The following is a 24,145-nucleotide window of genomic DNA, read 5'->3' on the forward strand; positions in this document are numbered from 1 at the left end:
GAAGCGAGCAAATTCAAGGTGCGGCCGCGGCCCGCGCCGGGCCGCACCCTGGTGTCACATGAGCCGGGAATTATTTCTTGACCAGCTTGCAGGTGGACTCGGACAGCTTGGTGTAGACCTCGTCGCCAGGCAGCGTGGCCACGACCTTGTAGTAGTCCCACGGGCCCTTGGATTCGGCCGGGGTCTTCACTTGCATCAGGTACATGTCATGGACCATGCGGCCGTCTTCGCGCACATAGCCGCCTTGGGTGAAGAAGTCGTTGATCTTGTTCGACTTCATCCACTTCATGACGGTGTCGGCGTCGTCCGTGCCCGTTGCCTTCACGGCGTTCAGGTAGAACATCGTCGACGAGTAATCGCCCGCTTGCAGCATCGACGGCTTGCGGCCGACCTTGGCTTCAAACTTCTTGGCCCAGGCGCGCGAGGCGTCGGATTGATCCCAGTACCAGCCGTCGGTCAGGTACATGCCTTGCGTGGCTTGCAGGCCCAGCGAGTGCACGTCGTTGATGAACACGAGCAGGCCGGCCATCTTCATCGTCTTGGTCACGCCGAATTCATTGGCGGCCTTGATGGTGTTGATGGTGTCGCCACCCGCGTTGGCCATGCCCAGGATCTGCGCCTTGGATGCCTGCGCTTGCAGCAGGAAGGACGAGAAGTCCGAGGCGCCCAGCGGTGCGCGCACCTGGCCCTTGATCTCGCCGCCTGCGGCCTTCACAACGGCCATCGTGTCGCGTTCCAGCGCGTGGCCGAAAGCGTAGTCGGCCGTCAGGAAGAACCAGCTCTTGCCGCCGTCCTTCACCACTGCCGAACCCGTGCCGCGCGCCAGCGCCACGGTGTCGTAGGCGTAGTGGACGGTGTAGGGCGAACATTGCGCGTTGGTCAGGTCGGATGCGCCTGCGCCCACGGCGATGAACGGCTTTTTCTTTTCAGCCGCCACGGCCGCCATGGCCAGGCTGGTGGCCGAGTTCGTGCCCGCAACAATGACGTCGACCTTTTGTTGATCGAACCATTCGCGTGCGCGTGCCGACGCCACGTCGGCCTTGTTCTGGTGGTCGGCCGAGACGACTTCGATCTTCTTGCCGTTGATGGTGCCGCCGGCGTCTTCGATCGCCATGCGGATCGCGTCCAGACCAGCCTTGCCGTCGATGTCGGAATACACGCCCGACATGTCGGTGATGAAGCCGATGCGGATGACATCGTCGGAGATACCTTGCGCGTGGGCGGTTGCCCCTGCAAATCCCAGGCCCGCCATGGCCAGTGCAGCAGTGATGGTGTGCAGCTTCATGGGATGACTCCTCTTCCCTACGGTGTAGTGTTGCCGGGATTCCGGCGGATGACAGGTTGTTTTAGACGCCCAACAATTCGTTGAGCGTGTCCTGTTTTTCTGAAAGTTCTGCGGCTTCGAAATGCTCGACGATCTGACCGTGCTCCATGACGTAGAAGCGGTCAGCCAGCGGAGCCGCGAAGCGGAAGTTCTGCTCGACCATGACGATCGTGTAGCCGCGCTGCTTCAGCGCCTTGATCATGCGGGCAAGCGCCTGCACGATGACGGGCGCCAGGCCTTCGGAGATTTCGTCCAGCAGCAGCAGATTGGCGCCGGTGCGCAGAATGCGCGCCACGGCCAGCATCTGTTGTTCGCCGCCCGACAAGCGTGTGCCCGGTGAATTCCGGCGCTCTTGCAGGTTGGGGAACATGTCGTAGATTTCGGCCAGCGACATGCCGCCGCCCAGCGAACCCACGACCGGCGGCAGCAGCAGGTTTTCTTCGCAAGACAGGCTGGCGAAGATGCCGCGTTCTTCGGGGCAATAGCCCACGCCCAGGTGGGCGATTTTGTAGGTGGGCAGGTCGATGGCTTCGGTGCCGTGAATGCGCACCGAGCCCTTGCGGGAGCCCGTCAGCCCGAGAATCGCGCGCAACGTCGTGGTGCGGCCCGCGCCATTGCGGCCCAGCAGCGTGACAACTTCGCCTTGCCCCACGCGCATATCCACGCCGTGCAGGATGTGCGATTCCCCGTACCAGGCTTGCAAGCCTGAAATTTCCAGTGCCGGGGTGCTCATGCGTGCGCTCCTTGAAGTTCGCCGTCGGTGGTGCCCATGTACGCCTGCATCACGGCCGGATGGCGGGAGACTTCGGCGTACGTGCCTTCGGCCAGCACCGAGCCGCGCGCGAGCACGGTGATGGTGTTGGCGATGGAGGACACGACGTTCATGTTGTGTTCCACCATCAGGATCGTGCGCCCGGCGCTGACGCGCTTGATCAGCTGCGTGACGCGGTCCACGTCTTCGTGGCCCATGCCCTGCGTGGGCTCGTCCAGCAGCATCAGTTCGGGTTCCATCGCCAGCGTCGTGGCGATTTCCAGTGCGCGCTTGCGGCCATACGGCAGGTTCACCGTGGTCTCGTCCGCGAAGGCGCCCAGGTCCACCTGTTCAAGCAGCGCGCGCGCCGGCTCGTTCAAGGACGCCAGCCGCTTGTCGCTTTGCCAGAAGTGAAACGACAGCCCGGTCTTGCGCTGCAAGCCGATGCGCACGTTCTCCAGCACGGTCAGGTGTGGAAACACCGCCGAAATCTGGAACGAGCGAATCACGCCACGCCGCGCAATCTGCGCGGGGCGCTCGCCGGTAATGTCGATACCGTTGAACTTGATGGTTCCCGACGTGGGAGATAAGAACTTGGTAAGCAGGTTGAAGCATGTGGTCTTGCCCGCGCCGTTAGGCCCGATCAAGGCATGAATCTCGCCTCGCTTGATACGCAAATCGACCCCATTGACCGCGACGAATCCGCGGAACTCCTTGGTGAGGCCTTTTGTCTCCAGGATTGTGTCATCCATGTCCGCTGCACCAGCGTTGTATTTATATGGTCTCTGCCTGCCGTCATTGCGGCAGACCCCCGCGGGGTCGGAAAACCAGAGATGTCTCGTAGTTTTCTGATGAGTTGCCGGCGAGTATGCGGACCTCTTTATCAAAATTCCATGAGGGTTTTACATAGGTTTTGCAGTGCGGAAAGCTCAATTGTCGGCACGCCGACAATACACGCCGCGCAAGGCGGGAAAACCCTTTTCCAAGCGCAATGCGTTGCAGCAAATACGCGTTGATTCTTATCAACTGATCAAACAAATTCAGCGAGGGAAAACCCCGGTTTTCCACTCGTTGAAATCACAATGCCATATTTAAACCGCAGGGTTTACGCGGGTGTTTTTTGTTTGAATTCACACAGATCGGAAATGCCGCATTGGGGGCACTTCGGTTTGCGCGCCACGCAGATGTAGCGGCCATGCAGGATGAGCCAGTGATGGGCATCCTGGATATATTCGCGCGGAATGAACTTCACGAGCTTGTCTTCCACTTCAAGCACGTTCTTGCCCGGCGCGATACCGGTGCGGTTCGACACGCGAAAGATATGCGTATCCACCGCCATCGTGGGCTGGCCGAATGCGGTGTTGAGCACGACGTTGGCCGTCTTGCGGCCCACGCCCGGCAGCGATTCCAACGCCTCGCGCGTTTGCGGCACTTCGCCGCCGTGATGCTCAAGCAGGATGCGACAGGTGGCGATCGTGTTCTTGGCCTTGGTGCGGTACAGCCCGATGGTCTTGATGTAATCGGACAAGCCTTCTTCGCCCAGCGCCAGCAACGCTTCGGGCGTGCCGTATTGCGGGAAGAATTTACGCGTGGCGATGTTGACCGATTTGTCGGTGGCCTGCGCCGACAGCAGCACCGCGATCAGCAACTGGAACGGCGTGTCGTATTCCAGTTCGGTGGTGGGGTTCGGGTTGGCCGCTTGCAGGCGGGCGAAGATCTCACGGCGTTTGGCTGCGTTCATGACTGCGTCGGATTGCGGCGGGCCCGGGCGCGGGCCAGCGCGGATTCAATGGCGGAGCGCTTGCGGTCTTCGCTTTGCGCGTCGGCGGCGGCGGGGGTAGGCGCGCTGGCGGCGGCGGGCGCCTCGGGCGCCATCAGGCGGGCGTTGTCGGCAGCCAGACGTTCGGCTCGCGCCAGATGGCTGCGGTGCCGCTGGCGGCTGATGGCGGCGTCTTCTGCGGTCCAGGCGCGGCCGGCAGGCACCATTTGAATACAGTCCACCGGACAGGGCGCCACGCACAGATCACAGCCCGTGCACCAATCGGCCAGCACGGTGTGCATGTGCTTGTTGGCGCCCACGATGGCGTCAACCGGACAGGCCTGGATGCACAGCGTGCAACCGATGCAGTGCGCCTCATCGATGCGGGCGACCAGCAGCGGGCCGGGTTCGCCGCGTTCTAGGTCCAGCGGCAGGGCGGGGGTTTGCAGCAAAGCGGATAGCGCGGCGATGCCGTCGTCGCCACCGGGCGGGCAGCGGTTGATCGGTGCTGAGCCGTCCGCGATGGCGTCGGCATAAGGCCGGCAGCCGTCATAGCCGCACTTGGTGCATTGCGTCTGGGGCAGCAAGGCGTCGATGCGGTCGGCAAGTGAGCGACAGGACATGTAAGGCCAATAAAAGAAAAGGGGCCACGCGGGCCCCGTGAAATACGGATCAGGCTTGAGGTGGCGCGGGCCAGGCCCGCGCGTCACCTGCCGGACGGCGCTGCGCCGTCGTCAAGCCGATTGCCGGATGAATTCGGCAATTTTAGGACAGATCATTTCGCGCCAGCGGCGGCCCGAGAAAATGCCGTAGTGGCCGCAGTTCGGCGCGGTGTAGTGCGACTTGCGCTCGGCGGGGATGTTCTTGCACAGCTTGATGGCCGCGCGCGTCTGGCCCTGGCCCGAGATATCGTCCAGCTCGCCTTCAATGGTGAAGAGGGCCACCTTCTTGATGTCGGCGGGGCGCACGGTCTGGCCGTCAACTTCCCACGTGCCGCTGGGCAGCGCGAAGTCCTGGAACACCATGCGGATCGTGTCCAGATAGAACTCGGCCGGCATATCCAGCACGGCGTTGTATTCGTCGTAGAAGCGGCGGTGCGCTTCGGCGTCGCTGTCGTCGCCGCGCAGCAAGTCCAGGTAGAACTCGTAGTGCGACTTCATGTGGCGGTCGGGGTTCATGGCCATGAACCCGGCGTGCTGCAGGAAGCCAGGGTAGACCTTGCGGCCCGCGCCCGGGTAACGCGGCGGCACCGGGTGGATCACCTGGCTTTCAAACCACGAATAGGGCTTGGTGGTGGCCAGGCGGTTCACCTGCGTGGGCGACTGGCGCGGGTCGATGGGGCCGCCCATCATGACCATGCTGCGCGGCTGGCAGGGGTCATTGGCGGTGGCCATCAGCGACACGGCGGCCAGCACCGGCACGGTGGGCTGGCAAACCGAAATCACGTGTACGTCGGGGCCCAGGTGGCGGATGAAATCCTGCACGTAGCGCACGTAGTCGTTCAGATGGAACGGGCCGGCGGCGAGCGGAACCATGCGGGCGTCGACCCAATCAGTGACATAAATGTCATGGTTGGGCAGCAGGGCGCGCACGGTGTCGCGCAGCAAGGTCGCATGGTGGCCCGACAGCGGGGCAACCAGCAGCACCTTGGGGTCATCGCGGCCAGCCACGCGCACGTCGCGGTGAAAGTGCACCAGGCGGCAGAAGGGCTTGTCCAACGCCACCGCTTCGGTCACGCGAACGGACTTGCCGTTGATTTCGGTGGTGGGAAGATTCCAGGCGGGTTTCTGGTATTCCTTGCCGATACGCGTCATCAGCTCGTACCCCGCGGCCATCTGGCGGGAAATCGGGGTGTAAGCGAGGGGACTGTAGGGACTGGAGAACAGCTGAGAACCGGCATCCGTGAATGCAGCGAACGGAGTCAGGAAGGCGCGCTGCATTTCGTGCAATTGGTACAGCATTTGGAGGATGTCCTTCTGGGTCGAGCGTGTGCCCCGATTATTGCGCCGAGGACTAAAGATATATCCAATCAGCCTAAAGAAACTGCGGCTAACACCGGGATTCTGTTGCTAAAAAGAGACCCGTCATCCCCTTAGGCACCAGTTTAGGGCGTTTTTTTGCCCAGCATAGAGACCAAAGGGAGGATTTATGCACTAGGCCGGTCAGTGCGGAATCACCAGTAATTTTCTACTGCCAGGTTGCCCGGTATGCCGCGGCGGCCCGGCTTGAAACCGCGTTCGCCCAGCAGCTTGCGAGCGTCCGCCAGCATGTCGGGGTTGCCGCAAAGCATGATCTTCGCCTGCTCCGGGTCCAGCGGCAGCCCGGCCAGCTGCTCCAGCCGGCCATCGGCGATCAGCGTGGTCAGGCGCTCTTGCGGCATGCCGGGCAGCGCTTCGCGGGTGGCGATGGGCAGGTAGATGAGCTTCTGCGGATCTGCCGCATACAGCTCGGCCAGTTCCTGCCGCGCGCCCCAGGATTCGATCTCTTCGCGGTAGGCCAGCTCCGCCACGGTGCGCACGCCGTGCACCAGAATGATGCGGCGATAGGCGCGCCAGGTGGCAGGGTCGCGCAGCAGCGACAGGTAGGCCGACAGGCCGGTGCCGGAGGCCAACAGCCAGAGGTCGCCGCCGGGCGCAAAGCGTTCCAGCGTCAGGAAACCATAGGGCGTTTTTTCGACGTACAAGGCATCGCCCGGGCGCAACTGCGCCATGCGCGGGCTGAACAGGCCGTCGGGAACCACGATGGAATAGAACTCCAGCCCGGACTCGTGCGGGGCGGACACCATCGAGTAGGCGCGCCACAGGGTGGGCGGGCCGTTGGGATCATCCGCCCCGGGTAAACCGACCCGGGCGAACTGGCCCGGCAGGAACGTATACGCGTCGTCGCGCGTTACGCGCAATGAGAACAGCTTGTCGGGCACCCAGGTGTGGATCTGAGTGACGGTTTGGCGCGTGTATTTGGAGTCGTCGGTCATCGGGGCATCGCACGAAGCCGGCCGCCAGGCGGCAGCCGGCTATCGCGGATTATTTTTCCAGGAATTGCAGCTTGTCCTGCTTGCCGTTCCAGTCGTCGGCGTCCGGCAGGGGCTTCTTGGCGCGGCTGATGCTGGCGAACTCGGGCGAAAGTTCAGCGTTCAGCGCGATGAAATTCAGTTGGTCTTGCGGCACGTCTTCTTCGGCGTAGATCGCATTGGCCGGGCATTCCGGGATGCACACGGCGCAGTCGATGCATTCGTCGGGATCGATCACGAGGAAGTTCGGACCCTCACGAAAACAGTCCACCGGGCACACATCAACGCAATCGGTGTACTTGCACTTAATACAGTTTTCGGTGACAACGTGGGTCATTCAGGAACTCCGGGATCGGCGGCATTTGTGTCTTGTTGGGCGGATTTTACCCAATGCGCGCCGGATGTGCCGGTAATACCCGTATTGACTTCGTGGCCCATGGCCCTGAACCCCTGGTTCTCTATGCTATGGTGTCGCGAAACCGATACGCGCAATCATGATAATCACTTCGCTGCTCGACACCGATCTGTATAAATTCAGCATGATGCAGGTGGTACTGCATCAGTTCCCCGCTGCACAGGTCGAGTACCGTTACAAGTGCCGCACCGTTGGGGCCGATCTGCGCCCCTATCTGGATGAAATCCGTGAAGAAGTGCACCAGCTTTGCCAACTGCGCTTCACTCAGGATGAGCTGGATTATCTGGGCGGCTTGCGCTTCATCAAGAGCGACTTCGTCGACTTTCTTGGCCTGTTCCATCTGCCCGAGCGCTGCATCCATATCAGCGAAGGCGATGCGCCGGGCGAGATCGCCATTGAAGTGAAAGGCCCGTGGCTGCACACGATTCTCTTCGAGATCCCGGTGCTGGCCATCGTCAACGAGGTCTACTTCCGCAACACGCGCAAGAACCCCGACTGGGAAGAAGGCCGCCAGCGCCTGCAATCCAAGATGCACCTGGTGCTGGACGACCCGGCGCTGGCCGATTTCCGCGTGGCCGAATACGGCACGCGCCGCCGCTTCTCCAAGGTTTGGCACCAGGAAGTGGTGTCCACCATGAAGGCCCAGATGGGCGAGCATTTCGCAGGCACCAGCAACGTATTGCTGGCCAAGCAGCATGAAGTGTTGCCGCTGGGCACGATGGGCCACGAATACTTGCAGGCGTGTCAGGCGCTGGGTCCGCGGCTGCGCGACTCGCAGGTGTTCGCGCTGGAAGTCTGGGCCAAGGAATACCGGGGCGACCTCGGCATTGCGCTGTCGGACGTCTACGGCATGGACGCGTTCCTGCGCGACTTCGACATGTATTTCTGCAAGCTCTTCGACGGCGCCCGCCACGATTCTGGCGACCCCTTCGTCTGGGGCGAGCGCCTGCTTGAGCACTACCGCAAGAACCGCGTGGACCCGCGCGCAAAGACGCTGGTGTTCTCGGATTCGCTGACCTTCCCGCGCGCGATCGAGCTGGCCCGCCAGTTCTCGGGCCGCTGCAAGGTGTCGTTCGGCATCGGCACGAACCTGACCAACGACCTGGGCCATGAACCCTTGCAGATCGTCATGAAGATGGTCCGCTGCAATGGCCAGCCCGTGGCCAAGGTGTCTGATGCGCCAGAAAAAACCATGTGCGACGATCCCGCCTATCTGGCGTATCTGCGCCAGGTGTTTCAGTTGCCTCCCGCCTGAGGGCGGCTCGGGGTAAATTGCTGGTTTCCAGTTTCATCAACTCAACTCGACTCTAGGGGAATATTCATGAGCAGCATCAAGCGCTTCCACGTCGCCAAGCGCCTGTCGGACATGGCCGTGTACAACGGTGTCGCGTACCTGGCAGGCCAGGTGCCGGACGACGCCAAGCTGGACATCACCGGCCAGACCGAGCAAGTGCTGGCGACGATCGATCGCCTGCTGGCCGAAGCCGGCACCGACAAGACCAAGATCCTGATGGCCCAGATCTACGTGGCCAACATCAAGGAATTCGACGGCATGAACAAGGCATGGGACGCGTGGGTCGCTGACGGCAATTCGCCTCCGCGCGCCACGGTTGAAGCCCGCCTGGCCAACCCGGATTTCAAGGTCGAGATCATCGTGACGGCCGCTATCTAAGCGACTGCCGCCCGCAAGTGAAAAGCCCTTCGGCATGCCGAAGGGCTTTTTCTTTGGGGTTTTTTCTGTGGGTTTGCACAACCCTGCGCCAACGCGAAGGGCGCGTTACTCCCCCATCAACAACGTTGCCGCCAACAGCCCGCCCAAGGCTTCGCAGCGCGAGAGCTCCGCCGCCGGCACCGTCTTTTCCGCCACGATCTGTTCAGCCGTCTGCGCACCCAGATTCACGATCAGCGCAGGCGCCACCGCGTTCAGCCGCCATCCGGTGCAAATGCGTTCCACCTGCCGCGCGGCGCCCGTGCCATCGCTGCCGGCGCTGATGGCGCAGGCATAGGGCAAGCCCTGGATGCGGTCGAGCACGGCGTAGTAATTGCGATCAAAAAACTCCTTCATCTCACCGCTCAGGCTGGCCAGGTTTTCGGGCGCGCAGAACAGATAGCCGTGGCTCGCCAGCAAGGCGTCGGAGTCAACGTCGGAGGCCCGCAGCAGCTTCACGCACAAGGCGTCCGCCAGGTCGAGTTCGGCCGCGGCCGCTTGCGCGCCCCGCGTAGCGGCCTCGGCCATTTGCCGCGCCGCGCCGGTGCGCGAATGCCAGACGATCAGCAGCTGCTTCATGCGTAGCGCGCCAAGGTGTCCTGCCGGTAATAGGCCCGCAGCAGGTCATACCATTCGGGCAGCGCCTGCTGCATCGGGAACGGGTCCACGAAGAAGTGTTCAGAGCTGACCGCGAAGAATTCCGCTTCGTCCGTGGCCGCGTACGGGTCCATCGGCAATTGGCCGTACCAGGCGTCGGCGGCTTCGCTTTCGGGGTCCACGTCGTGCGGGATGGCCGCTTCCACGGCATCCAGCGCGGCGATGAAGCGGTCAAGGCTGTCGTCCAGCACGCGGCGCCATACCTGCGGTTTCAGATCCGGGTGCGCGGCCAGCGACGGCATGCCATCGGCAAAACCGGAACGCAGGTCCAGCTTGTGGGCGAACTCATGGATGACGACGTTGAAGCCGCCGTCTGACATCTGCGTGTCCTCCCAGGAGAGCACCAGCGGGCCGCCTTCCCACGCTTCGCCCGCCGCATCTTCGATGTATTCGTGAACCACGCCGTCATCGTCCTGGCGCGAACGCGGGATGCGGAAGCTGGCCGGATACACGATGATTTCGTCCCAGCCTTCATAGAGTTCAGGCGCAAGATTCAGAATGGGCAGGCTGGCCTGCGCGGCAATCGACAGGCGCATGAAGTCCGACACGTCCAGGCCCTGCGCGCCGTTGATGGTCTTGCTGGCCAGCAGCCAGGCCGACCGCGCGAGCAGCTGATCGGTTTCATCGGCGTTCAACGCCGCCAGGAAAGGGTGGGCATCCAGCACCTGCCGCCACAGTTCGGGCGAGATGCGGGCTTGCATCTCGGCCACTTCGGACGCGCGGGCGCCCCGGCCCTTGAGCCAGCGCAACATAAGCTTGGGTTCCTTCTATATATCGGGATATGGCAGGGGATTCTGAGTGATCAAACCCTAGTGTAGAGTGTCGGGATATCAACCAACCCCAGCACGACGCCCTTCATGTCCGCCCCGCCTGTTATCGACGCGCCTTCGCCTTTTGACGCTTCCTGGCGGCAGGAGGTAGGGGCGGGCCTGGACGCCGATGGCCTGGCGCTGATTGACCGGGCCGTCGCCTGGGCCACGCCGCGCTTTGAAGGCCAGCAGGCGCTTACCGGCGAGCCCTTGGCCAGCCACGGCGCCGGCGTCGTCCGCATTCTGGCGGCCCTGCATACCGACGCCGCCACCCGCGCCGCCGCGCTGCTGGCCGCCTTGCCCACCGACTTGATGGCCCCGGCGCCCGCCTTGCGCAACGACCCCGTCGCCACCGCCTTCGGCGCAGAAGTGGCGCGGCTGGTACAAGGCACGCGCGCGCTTTTGCGCCTGGGCGTGGTGGCCCGCCAAGCCAGCGACGCCGAAGCCGAAAGCGGTTCCCAAAAGGAAATGCAGCGCAAGATGTTGCTGGCCATGGCGGCCGACCTGCGCATTGTGCTGATGCGCTTGGCCTCGCGGCTGCGCACCTTGCGTTGGCACGCGGAAAGCAAGGCGCCGTGCTCGACCGGGTTCGCGCAGGAAACGCTGGACCTGTATGCGCCGCTGGCGAACCGGCTGGGCATCTGGCAGATCAAATGGGAAATGGAAGACCTGGCTTTTCGCTTCCTGGAACCCGACCGCTACAAGCAGATCGCCCGCTTGCTGGAAGAAAAGCGGGTGGAGCGCGAAGCCTTCATTGCGGGCGCTATCGAGCGCATGCAGACGGCGTTGGCTAAGAGCGGCATCGACGCCGAAGTCAGCGGCCGGCCCAAGCACATCTACAGCATCTGGAACAAGATGCGCGTCAAGCGGCTGGACTTCTCGCAGATGTACGACCTGCGCGCGCTGCGCGTCATCGTCGAAGACGTGCGCGCCTGTTATACGGCGTTGGGGCTGGTGCACGAAATGTGGACGCCGCTGTCTGACGAGTTCGACGACTACATCTCGCGGCCCAAGCCTAACGGCTATCGCTCGCTGCATACCGTGGTGGCGGACGATGACGGCCGCCCGTTCGAAGTGCAGATCCGCACGCGCGAGATGCATCAGTTCGCCGAATACGGCATGGCCGCGCATTGGCGCTACAAGGAAGCGGGCGCGAAGGGCGGCCAGGTGGCGGCGTCCAGTGAATACGACCGCCAACTGGCGTGGATGCGTCAGCTGCTGGCCTGGAACAGCGATGTCGAAGGCGGCGCAGAGCCAGGCCAGGCAACGGGGCTGGAGCCGGGACAAGCGTCCGGCCAAGAGCCGGGTAAGCCTGGGGGTAAAGCGGAATCCGGCAAAGCGGAATCCAACAAGACCGCATCAGGCAAACCCGGCTCCAGCAGGAACCGCAATGCGGTGAAGGCGCCCGCGCACACGGACGAACGCATCTACGTGCTGACGCCGCAAGCGCGCGTGATCGAGCTCCCGGCAGGCGCCACGCCGGTGGACTTCGCCTATCACCTGCATACCGACCTGGGCCACCGCTGCCGCGGTGCGCGCGTTGATGGGCAGATGGTGCCGCTGCAAACGCACTTGTCGACCGGGCAGACCGTGGAGATCATCTCCGCCAAGTCGGGCGGGCCGTCGCGCGACTGGCTCAATCCCCAGTTGGGGTTTCTGGCCAGCCCGCGGGCGCGCGCCAAGGTGCGCATGTGGTTCAACGCCATTGAATTGCAGCAACGCATCACCCAAGGCCAGGCCTTGGTTGAAAAGGAATTGCAGCGGCTGGGCAAGACGGCCGTCAATCTGGAACAGCTGGCGCAAAACCTGGGCTTTGCGCGCGCCGACGACCTGTACGTCGCGGCGGCCAAGGAAGAGTTCAGCCTGCGCCAGATCGACAGTGTTTTCCAGCAGCCGGGGCCTGCGGTGGAGCCGCAGCCGGCGGCGCTGCGCAACGCCAGCGCGGGCAGCGCCGAGAAAAGCGGCAAGAGCGGCGTGCTGGTGGTGGGGGTGGGTTCGCTGCTGACGCAGCTGGCGCGCTGCTGCCGCCCCGCGCCGCCCGACGCCATCGCCGGCTTCGTCACGCGGGGGCGCGGTGTGTCGATCCATCGCAGCGACTGCCACAGTTATCTGGCCTTGGCCGCGCGCGAACCCGAGCGCGTCATTGAAGTGGCCTGGGGCGAAACCTCGGACACGTTCTATCCGGTGGACGTCAGCGTGCGCGCGCACGACCGTCCCGGCCTGTTGCGCGACCTGTCCGAAGTCTTTGCGCGGCTGCGCCTGAACGTGGTGGGGGTGAATACGCAGAGCAAGCAGTCGCTGGCTCATATGGTGTTCACGGTGGAAGTGCGCGGGGGCGAATCGCTCGCCCGTGCGCTGGACGCCTTGGCCGAAGTGGCGGGCGTGTCCTCGGCAACGCGCCGGTAGGACGAAAACCCCCAGGGCCGGGCGGCCGTGGGGGCTCTAGCTTTAGTGGTCCAGCTTCTCGTGCGCGCGTTCGCGCATGAAGAACGAGGCAATCAGGCCCAGCGCCACGCCGAACATCACGTAGTAGGCCGGCGCCATCGGCGAACCGGTGGTCTTGATCAGCCACGTCACGATGAACTGCGCGAAACCGCCGAAGATCATCACGGCCACGTTATAGGCAAGCGACAAGCCCACGGAACGCACGCGCGCCGGGAACAATTCCGCCATCACCGTGCTGAACACGCCGAAGAAGGCCGACACGAAGAAGCACACGACGATCTGCACCGTCAGCAGGCGGCCGATGGACGGGGCGTCCGACAGCCAGTAGTACAGCGGATACAGCACGATCAGGTAGCCGATCAGCGAACTGATCACCAGCGGACGGCGGCCGATGCGGTCGGACCATGCGCCCATGAACGGCGTCATCAGCACCATCAGCGCCGCGCCCGCCATCTGCACCATGAAGGTTTCCTTCATCGGCAGCTTCAGGATTTGCGTGGAGTACGTCACCAGATACGTGAAGGTGATGTAGATGGACACCGTGGCGGTCACGACCAGGCCCACGCCGATCATCGTTTCACGCGTGTGGGTCTTGATCATCTGAACCAGGCTCAGGCGCTGCACTTCACCGCGCGCGGCGGCCTGGCGGTCTTCTTCCTGCATCTTCTTGAAGACGTCGGTTTCGTCGACGTTCTTGCGGATATAGATGGCGATGGGAACAATGACCAGGCCGAAGGCGAACGGAATGCGCCAGGCCCAGGCGGCGATCTGTTCTTGCGTGAAGAACTCGGTGATCAACGTGCCGCAAGCCGCGCCGATCAGCAGCGCCAGCATCTGGCCAGCCATCTGCCACGAACCGTAGAAGCCGCGTTTGCCGTTGGGGGCCATTTCAATCAGCAGCGCCGTCGACGTGCCGAATTCACCGCCCGCCGAGAAACCCTGCAACAGGCGCGCGATCAGGATGAAGATCGGGGCCAGGATGCCGGCGGCGTGGTACGTCGGGGCCACCGTGATCAGCGCGATGGACACGGCCATCAGCGAGGTCACCATCACCATCGCGGCCTTGCGGCCTTTCTTGTCGCCGTACATGCCCAGGATGATGCCGCCCACGGGGCGCATGAAGAAGCCGACGCCGAAGATGGCGGTCGTCATCAGGATGGCGTTGAGTTCGCTGCCCGGCAGGTTGGGGTCGGTGGGGAAAAAGAGCTTCGCGATGATCGGCGTCATGAACGCGAACACCAGGAAGTCATACCATTCGAGGGCGTTGCCTATCACTGCGGCCACGATGTTGCGTGTGGGAACTGCTTTGTGCTGCACGGTTTCTCCTTGGGGGTGTTATTCCAATCCGGGCGACATTCTAGGCGCTTAACCCGTGAACAGTGCCGGGCGCCGTCCGAGACGTGGGCGCTTCCTGGCTTTACACTTCTGTTTTTCCCCAAAGCAGAGAAGTCACATGAACGCGCGCACCTGGCTGGAAACGCTGGTGGGTTTCGATACCACCAGCCGCAATTCCAATCTTGCCCTGATCGAAACCGTCCGCGATTGGCTCAAGGGCCAGGGCGTCGATGCGTGGCTGGCGCACAATCCCGAGCGCACCAAGGCCAACCTGTTCGCCACGTTGCCGGCGCAAGACGGCAACCAGCAGGGCGGTATCGTCCTGTCGGGCCACACCGACGTGGTGCCTGTGGATGGCCAGGATTGGGCCTCGGACCCGTTCAAGCTCATCGAAAAAGACGGCCTGCTGTATGGCCGCGGCGCGTGCGACATGAAGGGTTTCATCGCCGGCTCGCTGGCGTTGGTGCCGGAATTTTTGGCCATGCCGCGCAAGAAGCCGATCCATCTGGCCTTCTCGTATGACGAAGAAGTGGGCTGCGCGGGCGCGCCCTACATGCTGGCCGACTTGCTGGAACGCGGCATCCGCCCCGAAGGCTGCGTGGTGGGTGAACCCACGGGCATGCAGGTGGTGGTGGCCCACAAGGGCATCAACCTGTTCCGCTGCAAGGTGCACGGCAAGGCGGCGCATTCGTCCTTGACCCCGCGCGGCTGCAACGCCATTGAATACGCCGCCCGCCTGATCTGCCGCATTCGCGACCTGGCCGACAGCTTCAAGGCCAACGGCCCGTACGACCAGTTCTACGACGTGCCGTTCTCCACAATGACCACCAACCAGATCCGTGGCGGCATCGCGGTCAACACCATCCCTGAACTGTGCGAATTCACCTACGAATTCCGCAACCTGCCGGGCATGCAGCCCGATGAGATCCAGGCAGAAGTCGAAAAATACGTGCGTGATGAGCTCCTGCCGCGCATGAAGGCCGAATTCGACGGCGCGTCCATCGAAATCGAAACGGGCGCCGCGGCCCCCGCGCTGGAAGCGTCGGAAGAAGCCGCCATCACCCAGCTGGTGCGCGCGCTGACCGAAGACCGCACCACCCGCAAGGTGGCCTATGGCACCGAAGCCGGCCTGTTCCAGGGCATTGGCATTCCCACGGTTGTCTGCGGCCCCGGCCATATCGAACAGGCCCACAAGCCCAACGAATATGTCGCCCTGGACCAAATGGCCTCGTGCGAGACCTTCCTGCGCCGCCTGGGCCAATCGCTGTAACTCGCGCCCACTTGGCGCTACGGACGATCCGGGTGCGGCCGGGGCCGGGGGCTTCCCGCCCCGGCCACGCCCGGGTCAGGTAAAATGACGGGTTGCAAACCGGATTTGCGGCCGGCAGTGGTCTGTCGCGATACCGGGGGAGATGCTTGGTGAAACCTTACGACTTTCCGGATGCCAAGGGCCATTTTGGCCCCTATGGCGGTGTTTTCGTGGCGGAAACGCTGATGCACGCGCTCGACGAGCTGCGTGCCGCCTATGACCATTACCGGGTCGATCCCGCCTTCCAGGAAGAGTTCAACTACGAACTCAAGCATTTCGTGGGCCGGCCCAGCCCGGTCTACCATGCCCGCCGATGGTCCGAGATGCTGGGCGGCGCCCAGATCTGGTTCAAGCGCGAAGACCTGAACCACACCGGCGCGCACAAGGTCAACAACTGCATCGGCCAGGCGCTGCTCGCCAAGCGCATGGGCAAACCGCGCGTCATCGCGGAAACCGGCGCTGGCCAGCACGGCGTGGCCACAGCCACGGTGGCGGCCCGCTACGGCATGGAATGCGTGGTCTACATGGGCAGCGAAGATATCCGCCGCCAGGCGTCGAACGTCTACCGCATGAAGCTGCTGGGCGCCACGGTGGTGCCGGTGACTTCCGGTTCGCGCACCCTGAAAGACGCGCTGAACGAAGCCATGCGCGACTGGGTCACCAACATCGAAAACACGTTCTACATCATCGGCACGGTGGCGGGTCCCGACCCCTATCCCCGCATGGTGCGAGACTTCCAGACCGTCATCGGCAACGAATGCCTGACGCAGATGCCGGAGGCCATCGGCCGCCAGCCCGACTACGTCGTGGCGGCAGTGGGCGGCGGTTCCAACGCCATGGGCATCTTCCATCCCTACATCCCCTACGAAAACGTGCGCCTGATTGGTGTCGAAGCGGCGGGCGAGGGCATGGATAGCGGCAAGCACGCGGCGTCCCTGGCCGCCGGCCGGGTGGGCGTGCTGCACGGCAACCGTACTTACGTCATGCAGGACGCCGACGGCCAGGTCCAGGAAACGCATTCGGTGTCGGCCGGCCTGGATTACCCCGGTGTGGGTCCTGAGCATGCCTGGCTGAAAGACTCGGGCCGCGCGGAATACGCGGGGATCACCGACGATGAGGCCCTGAAGGCGTTTCATGAATGCTGCCGCATCGAAGGCATCATGCCGGCGCTGGAGTCCTCGCACGCCATTGCGCAAGCGGTGAAGATGGCTCCCACGCTGCCGCGCGACGCGATCATCCTGGTCAACTTGTCGGGCCGTGGCGACAAAGACATGCATACCGTCGCCGAACGTGCCGGTATCGAGCTCTAACACCATGACTACTCGCATTGATCGTATTGCTGCCGCCTTCGCGCGCACGGCCGAATCCGGCCGCGCCGCGGCGCTGATTCCCTATATCGCGGCAGGTGATCCTTCGCCCGCCGCCACCGTTCCGCTGATGCACGCGCTGGTCGAGGCGGGCGCCGATGTCATCGAGCTTGGCGTACCGTTTTCCGATCCCATGGCCGACGGCCCCGTGATCCAACGCGCCGCCGATCGCGCCATTGCGCAGGGCGTGGGCCTGGCCCGGGTTCTGGAGCTGGTGGCGGAATTCCGCCAACGCGACACCACCACGCCGGTGGTGTTGATGGGCTACGCCAACCCGATCGAACGCATGGGCCAGACGGCATTTGCCGTCAACGCCGAACGCGCGGGGGTGGATGGCGTGCTGGTCGTTGACTACCCGCCCGAAGAAGTCATCGAATTCGCCGGAACGTTGGGCGAACACGGCATTGCCCCGATTTTCCTGCTGGCTCCCACCTCCACGGAAGAGCGCATCAAGGCCGTGGCGGAAGTGGCGCGCGGCTACGTGTATTACGTGTCGCTCAAGGGAGTCACGGGCGCGGGCTCGTTGAACACCGACGACGTGGCTGAACGCGTTGCCGTCATCCGCCGCCATATCCGCGACATCCCGGTTGGCGTGGGCTTTGGCATCCGCGACGCCGAAAGCGCCCAGCGCGTGGCGCGCGTGGCGGACGCGGTCGTCATCGGCAGCAAACTGATTGAAACCATGGAGCAGGCGGCGGCGAATGCCCCGGCTGACCAGAAAACCGGCGCAGCCGTCACCGCCGCCGGCGGCTGGCTGCGCACCATCCGGCAAGCGCTGGATCAAGTCAAACGAGACGGCGCGTCGGCCTGAGCGGCCCGGCGCGACCTCTAACGGGATGAAATAACAATGAGCTGGATCGAAAAACTCCTGCCTCCTCGCATCAATAAAACCAGCGACAGCGGCGCCCGCCGCGTTCCGGAAGGCCTTTGGGTGAAATGCCCGTCGTGCGAATCGGTGCTGTACAGCGAAGACTTGGCGGCCAATCTGCACGTGTGCCCCAAGTGCGACCATCACATGCGCATCGGCGCGCGCGCCCGCATTGATTCGCTGCTGGACATGGAAGGCCGCGTTGAAATCGGCCAGACCACGCGTTCGGTCGACACGCTGAAGTTCAAGGACACCCGCAAGTATCCCGAACGTCTGCAAGAGGCCGTCAAGCAAACGGGCGAGACCGATGCGCTGGTAGTCATGAGCGGTTCCATTCGCGGCGTGCCGGCCACCTTGGCCTGCTTCGAATTCGAATTCATGGGCGGTTCCATGGGCTCGGTGGTGGGCGAGCGCTTTGCGCGCGGCGCCCAGGCTGCGCTGGACAACAAGACGCCGTTCATCTGTGTGGCGGCTTCAGGCGGCGCGCGCATGCAGGAAAGCCTGCTGTCGCTGATGCAGATGGCCAAGACGAACGCCATGCTGACCCGCTTGTCGGCGGCCGGTCTGCCGTTCATCAGCGTGCTGACCGACCCCACCATGGGCGGCGTGTCGGCCAGCTTCGCCTTCATGGGCGACGTGGTCATCGCCGAACCCAAGGCGCTGATCGGCTTCGCCGGCCCGCGCGTGATCGAACAAACCGTGCGCGAAAAGCTGCCCGAAGGCTTCCAGCGCGCTGAATTCCTGCTGCAGAAGGGCGCGATCGACATGGTTGTCGATCGCCGTCAGCTGCGCGAGGAAATCGCGCGTCTGCTGGCGCTGTTGACCAATCAGCCTGCGGACGTCGTGACGGCCTGAGGCCTTTGTGGGTTCGCATGAAAAATGCCGTCGTCAGGCCAACGCTTGAAGACGGCATTTTCTTTGCGGCGAGGGTGTCTGTTACCCGGGGCGGGTGCAGGGTGTATCGAGTGTGACCATGCTTTTCGGAACAGTGTTTTCCACCGAAATATGTTGCCATATTGCGACAACCGCCGAGCTATCTGACCCGGATTTTGATATGTTGCCAACTAGACCAGAAATCCACGGAGTTACTTGATGCTGTCGACCAAGAAGAAAATGCTCACGCGCCTTGTCGGTTTGGCTTTGGCCGGCGCTGCAACGCTTGCAAGCGCCCAGTCCTCAACCGGTACGCAAGGCGGCGTCAGCCTGCATTACGGCATCGGCGACCACTACAAGCGCCTGACGCTGAACTACGAAACTCCGTCCGTGTGGACGTATCAATTCGGTGGCAACTGGGGCCGCCTGGACCTGACCCCCGAACTGGGCGCGTCCTATTGGCAGGCCGATGGCTCGCGTTCGCCGGGCCATGTCTGGCAGCTCAACGCCATTCCGATGTTCCGCTGGTGGACGGGTGAGCGCTTCTACCTCGAAGCCGGTATCGGCGCCACGTTGTTCTCCAGCACGCGTTTCGCTGACGAAAACATCAGTACCGCTTTCCAGTTCGGCGATCACGTCGGCCTGGGCTTCCTGCTGACCCCGAACAACCGTATTGGCGTGCGCTATTCGCACTTCTCCAACGCCAGCATCAAGCGTCCGAACCCGGGTTTGGATTTGGTGCAACTGACCTATACGTACCAGTTCTGATCGCTGTAGGTTGAATGCTGAAAGCCCTCGCAAACTGCGAGGGCTTTTTTTATGCCGCGCCGAAGGCATCGGGCAGCGTCACCAATAGCGCCCAAAAAAAAGCCCCCGTCATGGGGACGGGGGCTTTTTGTGTCGAGCGGCTTAGTGGCGCGTTTCGACTTGAACCAGCGGTTCGTTCGACACTTGCGCGACCGGCTTGCGCTCGCGGCCCAGGCGGGTCGGCGTGTGCGCGGCGGCGATACGCAGTTGCGTCTGAGCGTGACGGTCGGGGTCGGTTTCCACCCACTTCAGACCGGCAGCGTTGACAACGTCATGCAACGCTTGCGCCTTGGCGGACGGCGTAGCGGCCGGCACAACGATGGGCTGTTGCGACGGCGTCGGCGCGGCAGGGGCCGGAGCAGCAGGAGCTGCGGCAGCCGTTGCTTCGGCAGCCGGAGCTGCGACCGGAGCTGCAACCGGGGCTGCAACCGGTGCCGGCGATGCGGCGACCGGAGCGGCGGGCGCCGTCACGACGGGTTCTGCGGCGGCGTGAGCCGGCGTTTCAACCGGTGCAGCCGGCGCGGACACCTGGGTGGCGGGTTCAACGGCCACGGGCTGGCTGACTTCCGCGGCAGCCGTTTGCACGGGCTCGGCCTTGGGGGCTTCGGCGGCAACTTGAACCGGCGCGGCCTTGGGCGCGTCGGCGGCAGCGTGTTCAGCTGCCGGTTGGGCTTCGATCACCTGGGCTTCCGTCACCTTGGTTTCAACAACCTGGACCGGAGCAACCGGGGCGGTTTCGGCCTGGGCAGCTTGCACCTGAGCGGGGGCGGCAGCTTCGGCGGGCACGGCTTGGGCGGCTACGCCTTCAGCCTGTTCGCCAGCGTCGTCATCCGAACCGTCTTCCAGTTGCTCGTCGCTGCCTGCCAGACCTGCTTCGTCCTGGCTGCGGCGGCCACGGCGGCTGCGGCGGCGGCGGCGCTTGCGTTCCGGATCGGCAGCACCCTCTGCGCCTTCAGCGGTCGGGATGCCATCGGTTTGGTCAGCGGCGTCGGCGGCGACTTCAGCGGCAGGCTTGGTGTCGGGCAGGGCGGTCGCAACGGACTGCGCCAGCGCGGCGACCATGCTTTCCTGTTCGCTCATCGGCGCATCGGACTGGCCTTCTTCACGGCGGTTGCGGCCACGGCCACGACGGCGGTTACGGCCAGCGCCGGTGTCCTCGCCATTGGCCAGATCAGCCTGGTCGGGGCGGTTAGACGCCAGAGCGGCTTGGGCGGTCTGGGTGTCGCGGTCGCCACGAGCTTCGTTGCGGTTGTTGCGGTCGCCGCGTTCCTGGCGTTCGCCTTCGGGGCGGCGGTTGCCGCGGACGTGATGACGGCCGCCTTCGCTGCCCTCGGCGCCTTCACCGCGCGCTTCGCCGCGGCGGTTGCCACGGTTGCGGTCCGAACCATGGCGTTCGCCACGGCGTTCCTGGCCGTCATGGCCAGCACGGCCCTTGCCACGGCCGGAAGCGGCGCGCTTGGCGCTGTCTTCCTGAGCGGCGGGCGTTGCCGGCTTGGCGGACTCGGTGTTGCCGGTCAGCCAGCCAACCAGGCGCTTGAACAACCCACCCAAGCCACCCGCGGCGGCCGGCGCCGCAGGCGCTGCGACGGGGGCTGCGGGCGTCGACACGGGAGCCGGCTGCGAGGGCGTGATGCCCTTGACCAGCGCTTCCGGACGGGCCTTGATTTCGCTTTCGCGCGGCTGCCAGGGCGCGTTCGTGGCCGGGGCTTCCACCAGCTCGAAGCTGGTCTTCAGCTCTTCCAGGCGCGGGTCATCGTGGCGCAGCCGTTCAATGTGGTGATGCGGCGTTTCCAGATGCTTGTTGGGGATCAGCATCAGGTTGACCTTCAGGCGGGCTTCCATCTTGGTGATATCGGCGCGCTTTTCGTTCAGAAGGTAAGTGGCCACATCGACCGGCACCTGGGCGTGGACCGCCGCGGTGTTTTCCTTCATCGCTTCTTCTTGCAGCAGGCGCAGCACGTGCAGGGCGCTGGACTCGGCATCGCGGATCACGCCGGTGCCGTTGCAACGCGGGCAGGTGATGTGCGAGCCTTCGTTCAGCGCCGGGCGCAGGCGCTGACGCGACAGCTCCATCAGGCCGAAGCGCGAAATCTTGCCCATTTGCACGCGGGCACGGTCGAAATGGAGCGCATCACGCAGGCGCTGTTCAACAGCGCGCTGGTTCTTGCTGTCTTCCATGTCGATGAAGTCGATGACGATCAGGCCACCCAAGTCGCGCAGGCGCAACTGGCGGGCCACTTCGTCGGCGGCTTCCGAGTTGGTGCGCAACGCGGTTTCTTCGATGTCGGCGCCGCGCGTGGAGCGGGCCGAGTTCACGTCGACGGAAACCAGCGCTTCGGTGTGGTCGATCACGATGGCGCCGCCGGAAGGCAACTGCACCGTGCGCGAATACGCCGTTTCAATCTGGTGTTCGATCTGGAAGCGCGAGAACAGCGGGATATCGTCGCGGTAGCGTTTGACGCGCTGGACGTTGTCCGGCATCACCACGCTCATGAACGCGGTGGCCTGATCGGCGATCTCGTCGGTATCGATCAGGATCTCGCCGATTTCGGGCGAGAAGTAATCGCGAATGGCCCGGATGACCAGGCTGGATTCCAGGTAGATCAGGATGGGCGCGGAATTGTCGCGGGCGGCGCCATCAATGGCGGTCCACAGCTGCAACAGGTAGGACAAGTCCCACTGGAGCTCTTCGACGTTGCGGCCAATGCCTGCGGTGCGCGCAATGATGCTCATGCCCTGGGGCAGCTCAAGCTGCTCCATGGTGTCGCGCAGTTCCTGGCGGTCTTCACCCTCGACACGGCGCGAAACGCCACCGCCACGGGGGTTGTTGGGCATCAGGACCAAATAGCGGCCAGCCAGCGAGATGAACGTGGTCAGGGCTGCGCCCTTGTTGCCGCGCTCTTCCTTTTCGACTTGGACGATCAGTTCCTGACCTTCGCGCAGCGCATCCTGGATGCGGGCGCTACGGACGTCCACGCCTTCCTTGAAGAAGCTGCGGGCAACTTCCTTGAAGGGCAGAAAGCCGTGACGGTCTTCACCGTAGTTGACGAAGCAAGCTTCGAGGCCGGGTTCGATCCGGGTAATGACACCTTTGTAGATGTTGCCTTTGCGTTGTTCGCGGCCGGCAGTCTCGATGTCGAGGTCGATGAGTTTTTGCCCATCGACGATAGCGACGCGTAATTCTTCCTGATGCGTCGCATTGAACAGCATGCGCTTCATGAGAGGGTTTCTCCGTTGTCATGACGCGCCGATATCGGCGCGTGACCTCGGGTCACTCGGGCTGCGGCTGAAGCGGGCAAGAAATGCGGACCGTACCTGGGCGGCGCCCAGGCGTATCCGCCGCGGGTCAGGCGGGCACGTCGTGCCGTGGGGCACGGGGTTCTGTCAGCAGGAGGGTCAGCTTCACTGAATGTGGTTTGACGGAAAAATTGCTGTGAACGGCAGTTGCGGTCGGATTGGTTGCCTACACGCAGCTGGTGCTTTAAATATGCGACGATTCTTGCAGTGCTTCAGAGCCGCTTGCGGCATGCAACGGACCTGCTGGGACAGCGGGCAAAGTGAATGCCACACCACTATCCGGCAGGGCGCGGTTGCGCCGGCGACCAAGAGACCCAGGGGTTGAATCAGCAGGCAGTACAATTGTGGCCCGCGCGCTCGACGGAGTTGCGTACTTGTTTGCATCTCTACGCCAGGCGGCTAGTTCAGCCCCTTAAGGCTGTCCCGATTATATGTCGCTTTCCGCAATGCGCAAAGAAACTTCCTCCCCTATATCCCCCTCTAAAGCCCCCCCCGCCGTCCGCATGGTGGAGGTCGATGCCGAGCAAGCTGGCCAGCGTCTGGATAACTTCCTGATGCGCCTGTGCAAGGGCGTCCCCAAAACGCATATCTACAAAGCCATCCGTGGCGGCGAAGTGCGTGTAAACAAGGGACGCATCTCGGTCGACTACCGCATCGCCGCGGGCGATATCGTGCGCATCCCGCCCTTGCGGCTGCCCGACCCCGGCAAACCCCGGCCCGTGCCTGGCGCGGAATTTCCGGTGGTGTTTGAAGACGATGCGCTGCTGGTCGTGGACAAGCCTGCGGGCGTGGCGGTGCACGGCGGCAGCGGCGTGTCTTTCGGCGTCATCGAGCAATTGCGCGCGGCCCGGCCCGACGCCAAGTTCCTGGAACTGGTGCACCGGCTGGACCGTGAAACCTCGGGTCTGCTCATGGTGGCCAAGAAGCGCAGCGCGCTGCTGGCCCTGCATGCCATGCTGCGCGAAGGCAAGGGCGACAAGCACTATCTGGCCCTGGTTGAGGGCGACTGGGTCAATGATCGCCAGCACATCAAGCTGAGCCTGTCCAAGTGGACCACCCAATCCGGCGAGCGCCGCGTCAAGGTGGACCCGGACGGCCAGACGGCGCACACCATCATCACGCTGAAGCAGCGCTTTGGCGGTTACAGCCTGGTGGATGCCGAGCTGCGCACGGGCCGTACCCACCAGATCCGCGTTCACCTGGCGGCCAGCGGCTTTCCCATCGTGGGTGACGACAAGTACGGTCATGACGACGTGCGCGCGGAGTTCTCCCGTATGGGATTCGGCCGGATGTTCCTGCACGCCCATCAATTGACGCTGGCCCACCCGGTGACGGGCGAGCCCCTGACCCTTACCGCCGAGCTGCCCCCCGCGTGCCGGCAAATACTGAAAAAACTGGAGTCGGTCTGATT

At 63.8% G+C, this 24,145-nt stretch carries 21 protein-coding genes; 9 read left to right on the forward strand and 12 right to left on the reverse strand.

Features of this window, described 5'->3' with window-relative positions:
• Window positions 1-70: 70 nt before the first annotated feature.
• The 8 genes from ACFZAI_RS09720 to fdxA form a co-directional block, all read right to left on the reverse strand.
• Window positions 71-1,285 carry an ABC transporter substrate-binding protein gene (locus ACFZAI_RS09720; RefSeq protein WP_391566712.1) on the reverse strand — a complete coding sequence of 405 codons (1,215 nt, stop codon included), beginning with the start codon at window positions 1,283-1,285 and terminating at the stop codon, window positions 71-73.
• A gap of 61 nt (window positions 1,286-1,346) precedes the next feature.
• A complete protein-coding gene (locus tag ACFZAI_RS09725; RefSeq protein ID WP_391566713.1) occupies window positions 1,347-2,057 on the reverse strand; it encodes an ABC transporter ATP-binding protein in 711 nt (236 codons plus the stop codon).
• Window positions 2,054-2,827, reverse strand: a complete 774-nt coding sequence (locus ACFZAI_RS09730) for an ABC transporter ATP-binding protein (RefSeq protein ID WP_391566714.1) — start codon at window positions 2,825-2,827, stop codon at window positions 2,054-2,056. The genes ACFZAI_RS09725 and ACFZAI_RS09730 overlap by 4 nt, the downstream gene beginning before the upstream one ends.
• 353 nt (window positions 2,828-3,180) lie before the next feature.
• Window positions 3,181-3,816, reverse strand: coding sequence for an endonuclease III (gene nth, locus ACFZAI_RS09735; protein ID WP_054424076.1), 636 nt, complete (start codon window positions 3,814-3,816; stop codon window positions 3,181-3,183).
• On the reverse strand, window positions 3,813-4,457 hold the full coding sequence (gene rsxB, locus ACFZAI_RS09740) for an electron transport complex subunit RsxB (RefSeq protein ID WP_391566715.1): 645 nt from the start codon (window positions 4,455-4,457) through the stop codon (window positions 3,813-3,815). The genes nth and rsxB overlap by 4 nt, the downstream gene beginning before the upstream one ends.
• A gap of 111 nt (window positions 4,458-4,568) precedes the next feature.
• On the reverse strand, window positions 4,569-5,795 hold the full coding sequence (locus ACFZAI_RS09745) for a polyhydroxyalkanoate depolymerase (protein ID WP_391566716.1): 1,227 nt from the start codon (window positions 5,793-5,795) through the stop codon (window positions 4,569-4,571).
• Between the two features lie 212 nt (window positions 5,796-6,007).
• Entirely contained in the window at window positions 6,008-6,808 is an 801-nt protein-coding gene (locus ACFZAI_RS09750) for a ferredoxin--NADP reductase (RefSeq protein WP_391566717.1), read from the reverse strand.
• A 49-nt stretch (window positions 6,809-6,857) separates the two neighbouring features.
• Entirely contained in the window at window positions 6,858-7,181 is a 324-nt protein-coding gene (gene fdxA / locus ACFZAI_RS09755) for a ferredoxin FdxA (RefSeq protein WP_054424067.1), read from the reverse strand.
• A gap of 157 nt (window positions 7,182-7,338) precedes the next feature.
• Here fdxA and pncB point away from each other — a divergent pair, with 157 nt between their 5' ends.
• Together pncB and ACFZAI_RS09765 are read left to right on the forward strand one after the other, a co-directional pair.
• Window positions 7,339-8,514, forward strand: a complete 1,176-nt coding sequence (gene pncB / locus ACFZAI_RS09760) for a nicotinate phosphoribosyltransferase (RefSeq protein WP_391566718.1) — start codon at window positions 7,339-7,341, stop codon at window positions 8,512-8,514.
• Window positions 8,515-8,580: 66 nt separating this feature from the next.
• Window positions 8,581-8,931, forward strand: a complete 351-nt coding sequence (locus ACFZAI_RS09765) for a RidA family protein (RefSeq protein WP_006218017.1) — start codon at window positions 8,581-8,583, stop codon at window positions 8,929-8,931.
• Window positions 8,932-9,036: 105 nt separating this feature from the next.
• On the opposite strand, the gene ACFZAI_RS09770 is transcribed toward ACFZAI_RS09765, so the two are convergent.
• Both ACFZAI_RS09770 and ACFZAI_RS09775 read right to left on the reverse strand, forming a co-directional pair.
• Window positions 9,037-9,546, reverse strand: coding sequence for an NAD(P)H-dependent oxidoreductase (locus tag ACFZAI_RS09770; protein WP_391566719.1), 510 nt, complete (start codon window positions 9,544-9,546; stop codon window positions 9,037-9,039).
• The gene (locus tag ACFZAI_RS09775; RefSeq protein WP_391566720.1) at window positions 9,543-10,376 is read right to left on the reverse strand and encodes a zinc-dependent peptidase; all 834 of its coding nucleotides are present in this window, start codon (window positions 10,374-10,376) and stop codon (window positions 9,543-9,545) included. The genes ACFZAI_RS09770 and ACFZAI_RS09775 overlap by 4 nt, the downstream gene beginning before the upstream one ends.
• Before the next feature lie 105 nt (window positions 10,377-10,481).
• Here ACFZAI_RS09775 and ACFZAI_RS09780 point away from each other — a divergent pair, with 105 nt between their 5' ends.
• Window positions 10,482-12,839 carry a RelA/SpoT family protein gene (locus tag ACFZAI_RS09780; RefSeq protein WP_391566721.1) on the forward strand — a complete coding sequence of 786 codons (2,358 nt, stop codon included), beginning with the start codon at window positions 10,482-10,484 and terminating at the stop codon, window positions 12,837-12,839.
• Between the two features lie 42 nt (window positions 12,840-12,881).
• Here the strand turns inward: ACFZAI_RS09780 and ACFZAI_RS09785 are convergent, their stop codons facing one another.
• A complete protein-coding gene (locus ACFZAI_RS09785; RefSeq protein ID WP_391566722.1) occupies window positions 12,882-14,195 on the reverse strand; it encodes an MFS transporter in 1,314 nt (437 codons plus the stop codon).
• Window positions 14,196-14,331: 136 nt separating this feature from the next.
• Here ACFZAI_RS09785 and argE point away from each other — a divergent pair, with 136 nt between their 5' ends.
• The 5 genes from argE (at window position 14,332) to ACFZAI_RS09810 (ending at window position 19,398) form a co-directional block, all read left to right on the forward strand.
• Window positions 14,332-15,483, forward strand: coding sequence for an acetylornithine deacetylase (gene argE / locus ACFZAI_RS09790; RefSeq protein ID WP_391566723.1), 1,152 nt, complete (start codon window positions 14,332-14,334; stop codon window positions 15,481-15,483).
• A gap of 149 nt (window positions 15,484-15,632) precedes the next feature.
• Window positions 15,633-16,832, forward strand: a complete 1,200-nt coding sequence (trpB, locus tag ACFZAI_RS09795; protein WP_391566724.1) for a tryptophan synthase subunit beta — start codon at window positions 15,633-15,635, stop codon at window positions 16,830-16,832.
• 4 nt (window positions 16,833-16,836) lie between these two features.
• Window positions 16,837-17,700, forward strand: a complete 864-nt coding sequence (gene trpA, locus ACFZAI_RS09800) for a tryptophan synthase subunit alpha (protein WP_391566725.1) — start codon at window positions 16,837-16,839, stop codon at window positions 17,698-17,700.
• Between the two features lie 36 nt (window positions 17,701-17,736).
• Window positions 17,737-18,612 carry an acetyl-CoA carboxylase, carboxyltransferase subunit beta gene (gene accD, locus ACFZAI_RS09805; RefSeq protein ID WP_062679495.1) on the forward strand — a complete coding sequence of 292 codons (876 nt, stop codon included), beginning with the start codon at window positions 17,737-17,739 and terminating at the stop codon, window positions 18,610-18,612.
• Between the two features lie 237 nt (window positions 18,613-18,849).
• A complete protein-coding gene (locus tag ACFZAI_RS09810) occupies window positions 18,850-19,398 on the forward strand; it encodes an acyloxyacyl hydrolase (protein WP_054424052.1) in 549 nt (182 codons plus the stop codon).
• A gap of 141 nt (window positions 19,399-19,539) precedes the next feature.
• On the opposite strand, the gene ACFZAI_RS09815 is transcribed toward ACFZAI_RS09810, so the two are convergent.
• Entirely contained in the window at window positions 19,540-22,656 is a 3,117-nt protein-coding gene (locus ACFZAI_RS09815) for an Rne/Rng family ribonuclease (protein WP_391566726.1), read from the reverse strand.
• A gap of 524 nt (window positions 22,657-23,180) precedes the next feature.
• Here ACFZAI_RS09815 and ACFZAI_RS09820 point away from each other — a divergent pair.
• Entirely contained in the window at window positions 23,181-24,143 is a 963-nt protein-coding gene (locus ACFZAI_RS09820; RefSeq protein ID WP_175169603.1) for an RluA family pseudouridine synthase, read from the forward strand.
• Window positions 24,144-24,145: the final 2 nt, after the last annotated feature.

The sequence above is a fragment of the Achromobacter sp. NPDC008082 genome, assembly GCF_042957345.1.
Classification (GTDB): domain Bacteria; phylum Pseudomonadota; class Gammaproteobacteria; order Burkholderiales; family Burkholderiaceae_B; genus Achromobacter; species Achromobacter kerstersii_A.

What these genes read in the sequence shown, in the direction of transcription:
- ACFZAI_RS09725 (WP_391566713.1), bottom strand. Translation starts at nt 2,057, where the DNA reads ATGAGCACCCCGGCACTGGAAATTTCAGGCTTGCAAGCCTGGTACGGG.
- ACFZAI_RS09730 (WP_391566714.1), bottom strand. Translation starts at nt 2,827, where the DNA reads ATGGATGACACAATCCTGGAGACAAAAGGCCTCACCAAGGAGTTCCGC.
- ACFZAI_RS09775 (WP_391566720.1), bottom strand. Translation starts at nt 10,376, where the DNA reads ATGTTGCGCTGGCTCAAGGGCCGGGGCGCCCGCGCGTCCGAAGTGGCC.
- ACFZAI_RS09770 (WP_391566719.1), bottom strand. Translation starts at nt 9,546, where the DNA reads ATGAAGCAGCTGCTGATCGTCTGGCATTCGCGCACCGGCGCGGCGCGG.
- ACFZAI_RS09745 (WP_391566716.1), bottom strand. Translation starts at nt 5,795, where the DNA reads ATGCTGTACCAATTGCACGAAATGCAGCGCGCCTTCCTGACTCCGTTC.
- ACFZAI_RS09815 (WP_391566726.1), bottom strand. Translation starts at nt 22,656, where the DNA reads ATGAAGCGCATGCTGTTCAATGCGACGCATCAGGAAGAATTACGCGTC.
- ACFZAI_RS09750 (WP_391566717.1), bottom strand. Translation starts at nt 6,808, where the DNA reads ATGACCGACGACTCCAAATACACGCGCCAAACCGTCACTCAGATCCAC.
- pncB (WP_391566718.1), top strand. Translation starts at nt 7,339, where the DNA reads ATGATAATCACTTCGCTGCTCGACACCGATCTGTATAAATTCAGCATG.
- ACFZAI_RS09720 (WP_391566712.1), bottom strand. Translation starts at nt 1,285, where the DNA reads ATGAAGCTGCACACCATCACTGCTGCACTGGCCATGGCGGGCCTGGGA.
- rsxB (WP_391566715.1), bottom strand. Translation starts at nt 4,457, where the DNA reads ATGTCCTGTCGCTCACTTGCCGACCGCATCGACGCCTTGCTGCCCCAG.
- ACFZAI_RS09820 (WP_175169603.1), top strand. Translation starts at nt 23,181, where the DNA reads ATGCGCAAAGAAACTTCCTCCCCTATATCCCCCTCTAAAGCCCCCCCC.
- ACFZAI_RS09810 (WP_054424052.1), top strand. Translation starts at nt 18,850, where the DNA reads ATGCTGTCGACCAAGAAGAAAATGCTCACGCGCCTTGTCGGTTTGGCT.
- accD (WP_062679495.1), top strand. Translation starts at nt 17,737, where the DNA reads ATGAGCTGGATCGAAAAACTCCTGCCTCCTCGCATCAATAAAACCAGC.
- fdxA (WP_054424067.1), bottom strand. Translation starts at nt 7,181, where the DNA reads ATGACCCACGTTGTCACCGAAAACTGTATTAAGTGCAAGTACACCGAT.
- ACFZAI_RS09765 (WP_006218017.1), top strand. Translation starts at nt 8,581, where the DNA reads ATGAGCAGCATCAAGCGCTTCCACGTCGCCAAGCGCCTGTCGGACATG.
- trpA (WP_391566725.1), top strand. Translation starts at nt 16,837, where the DNA reads ATGACTACTCGCATTGATCGTATTGCTGCCGCCTTCGCGCGCACGGCC.
- nth (WP_054424076.1), bottom strand. Translation starts at nt 3,816, where the DNA reads ATGAACGCAGCCAAACGCCGTGAGATCTTCGCCCGCCTGCAAGCGGCC.
- ACFZAI_RS09780 (WP_391566721.1), top strand. Translation starts at nt 10,482, where the DNA reads ATGTCCGCCCCGCCTGTTATCGACGCGCCTTCGCCTTTTGACGCTTCC.
- argE (WP_391566723.1), top strand. Translation starts at nt 14,332, where the DNA reads ATGAACGCGCGCACCTGGCTGGAAACGCTGGTGGGTTTCGATACCACC.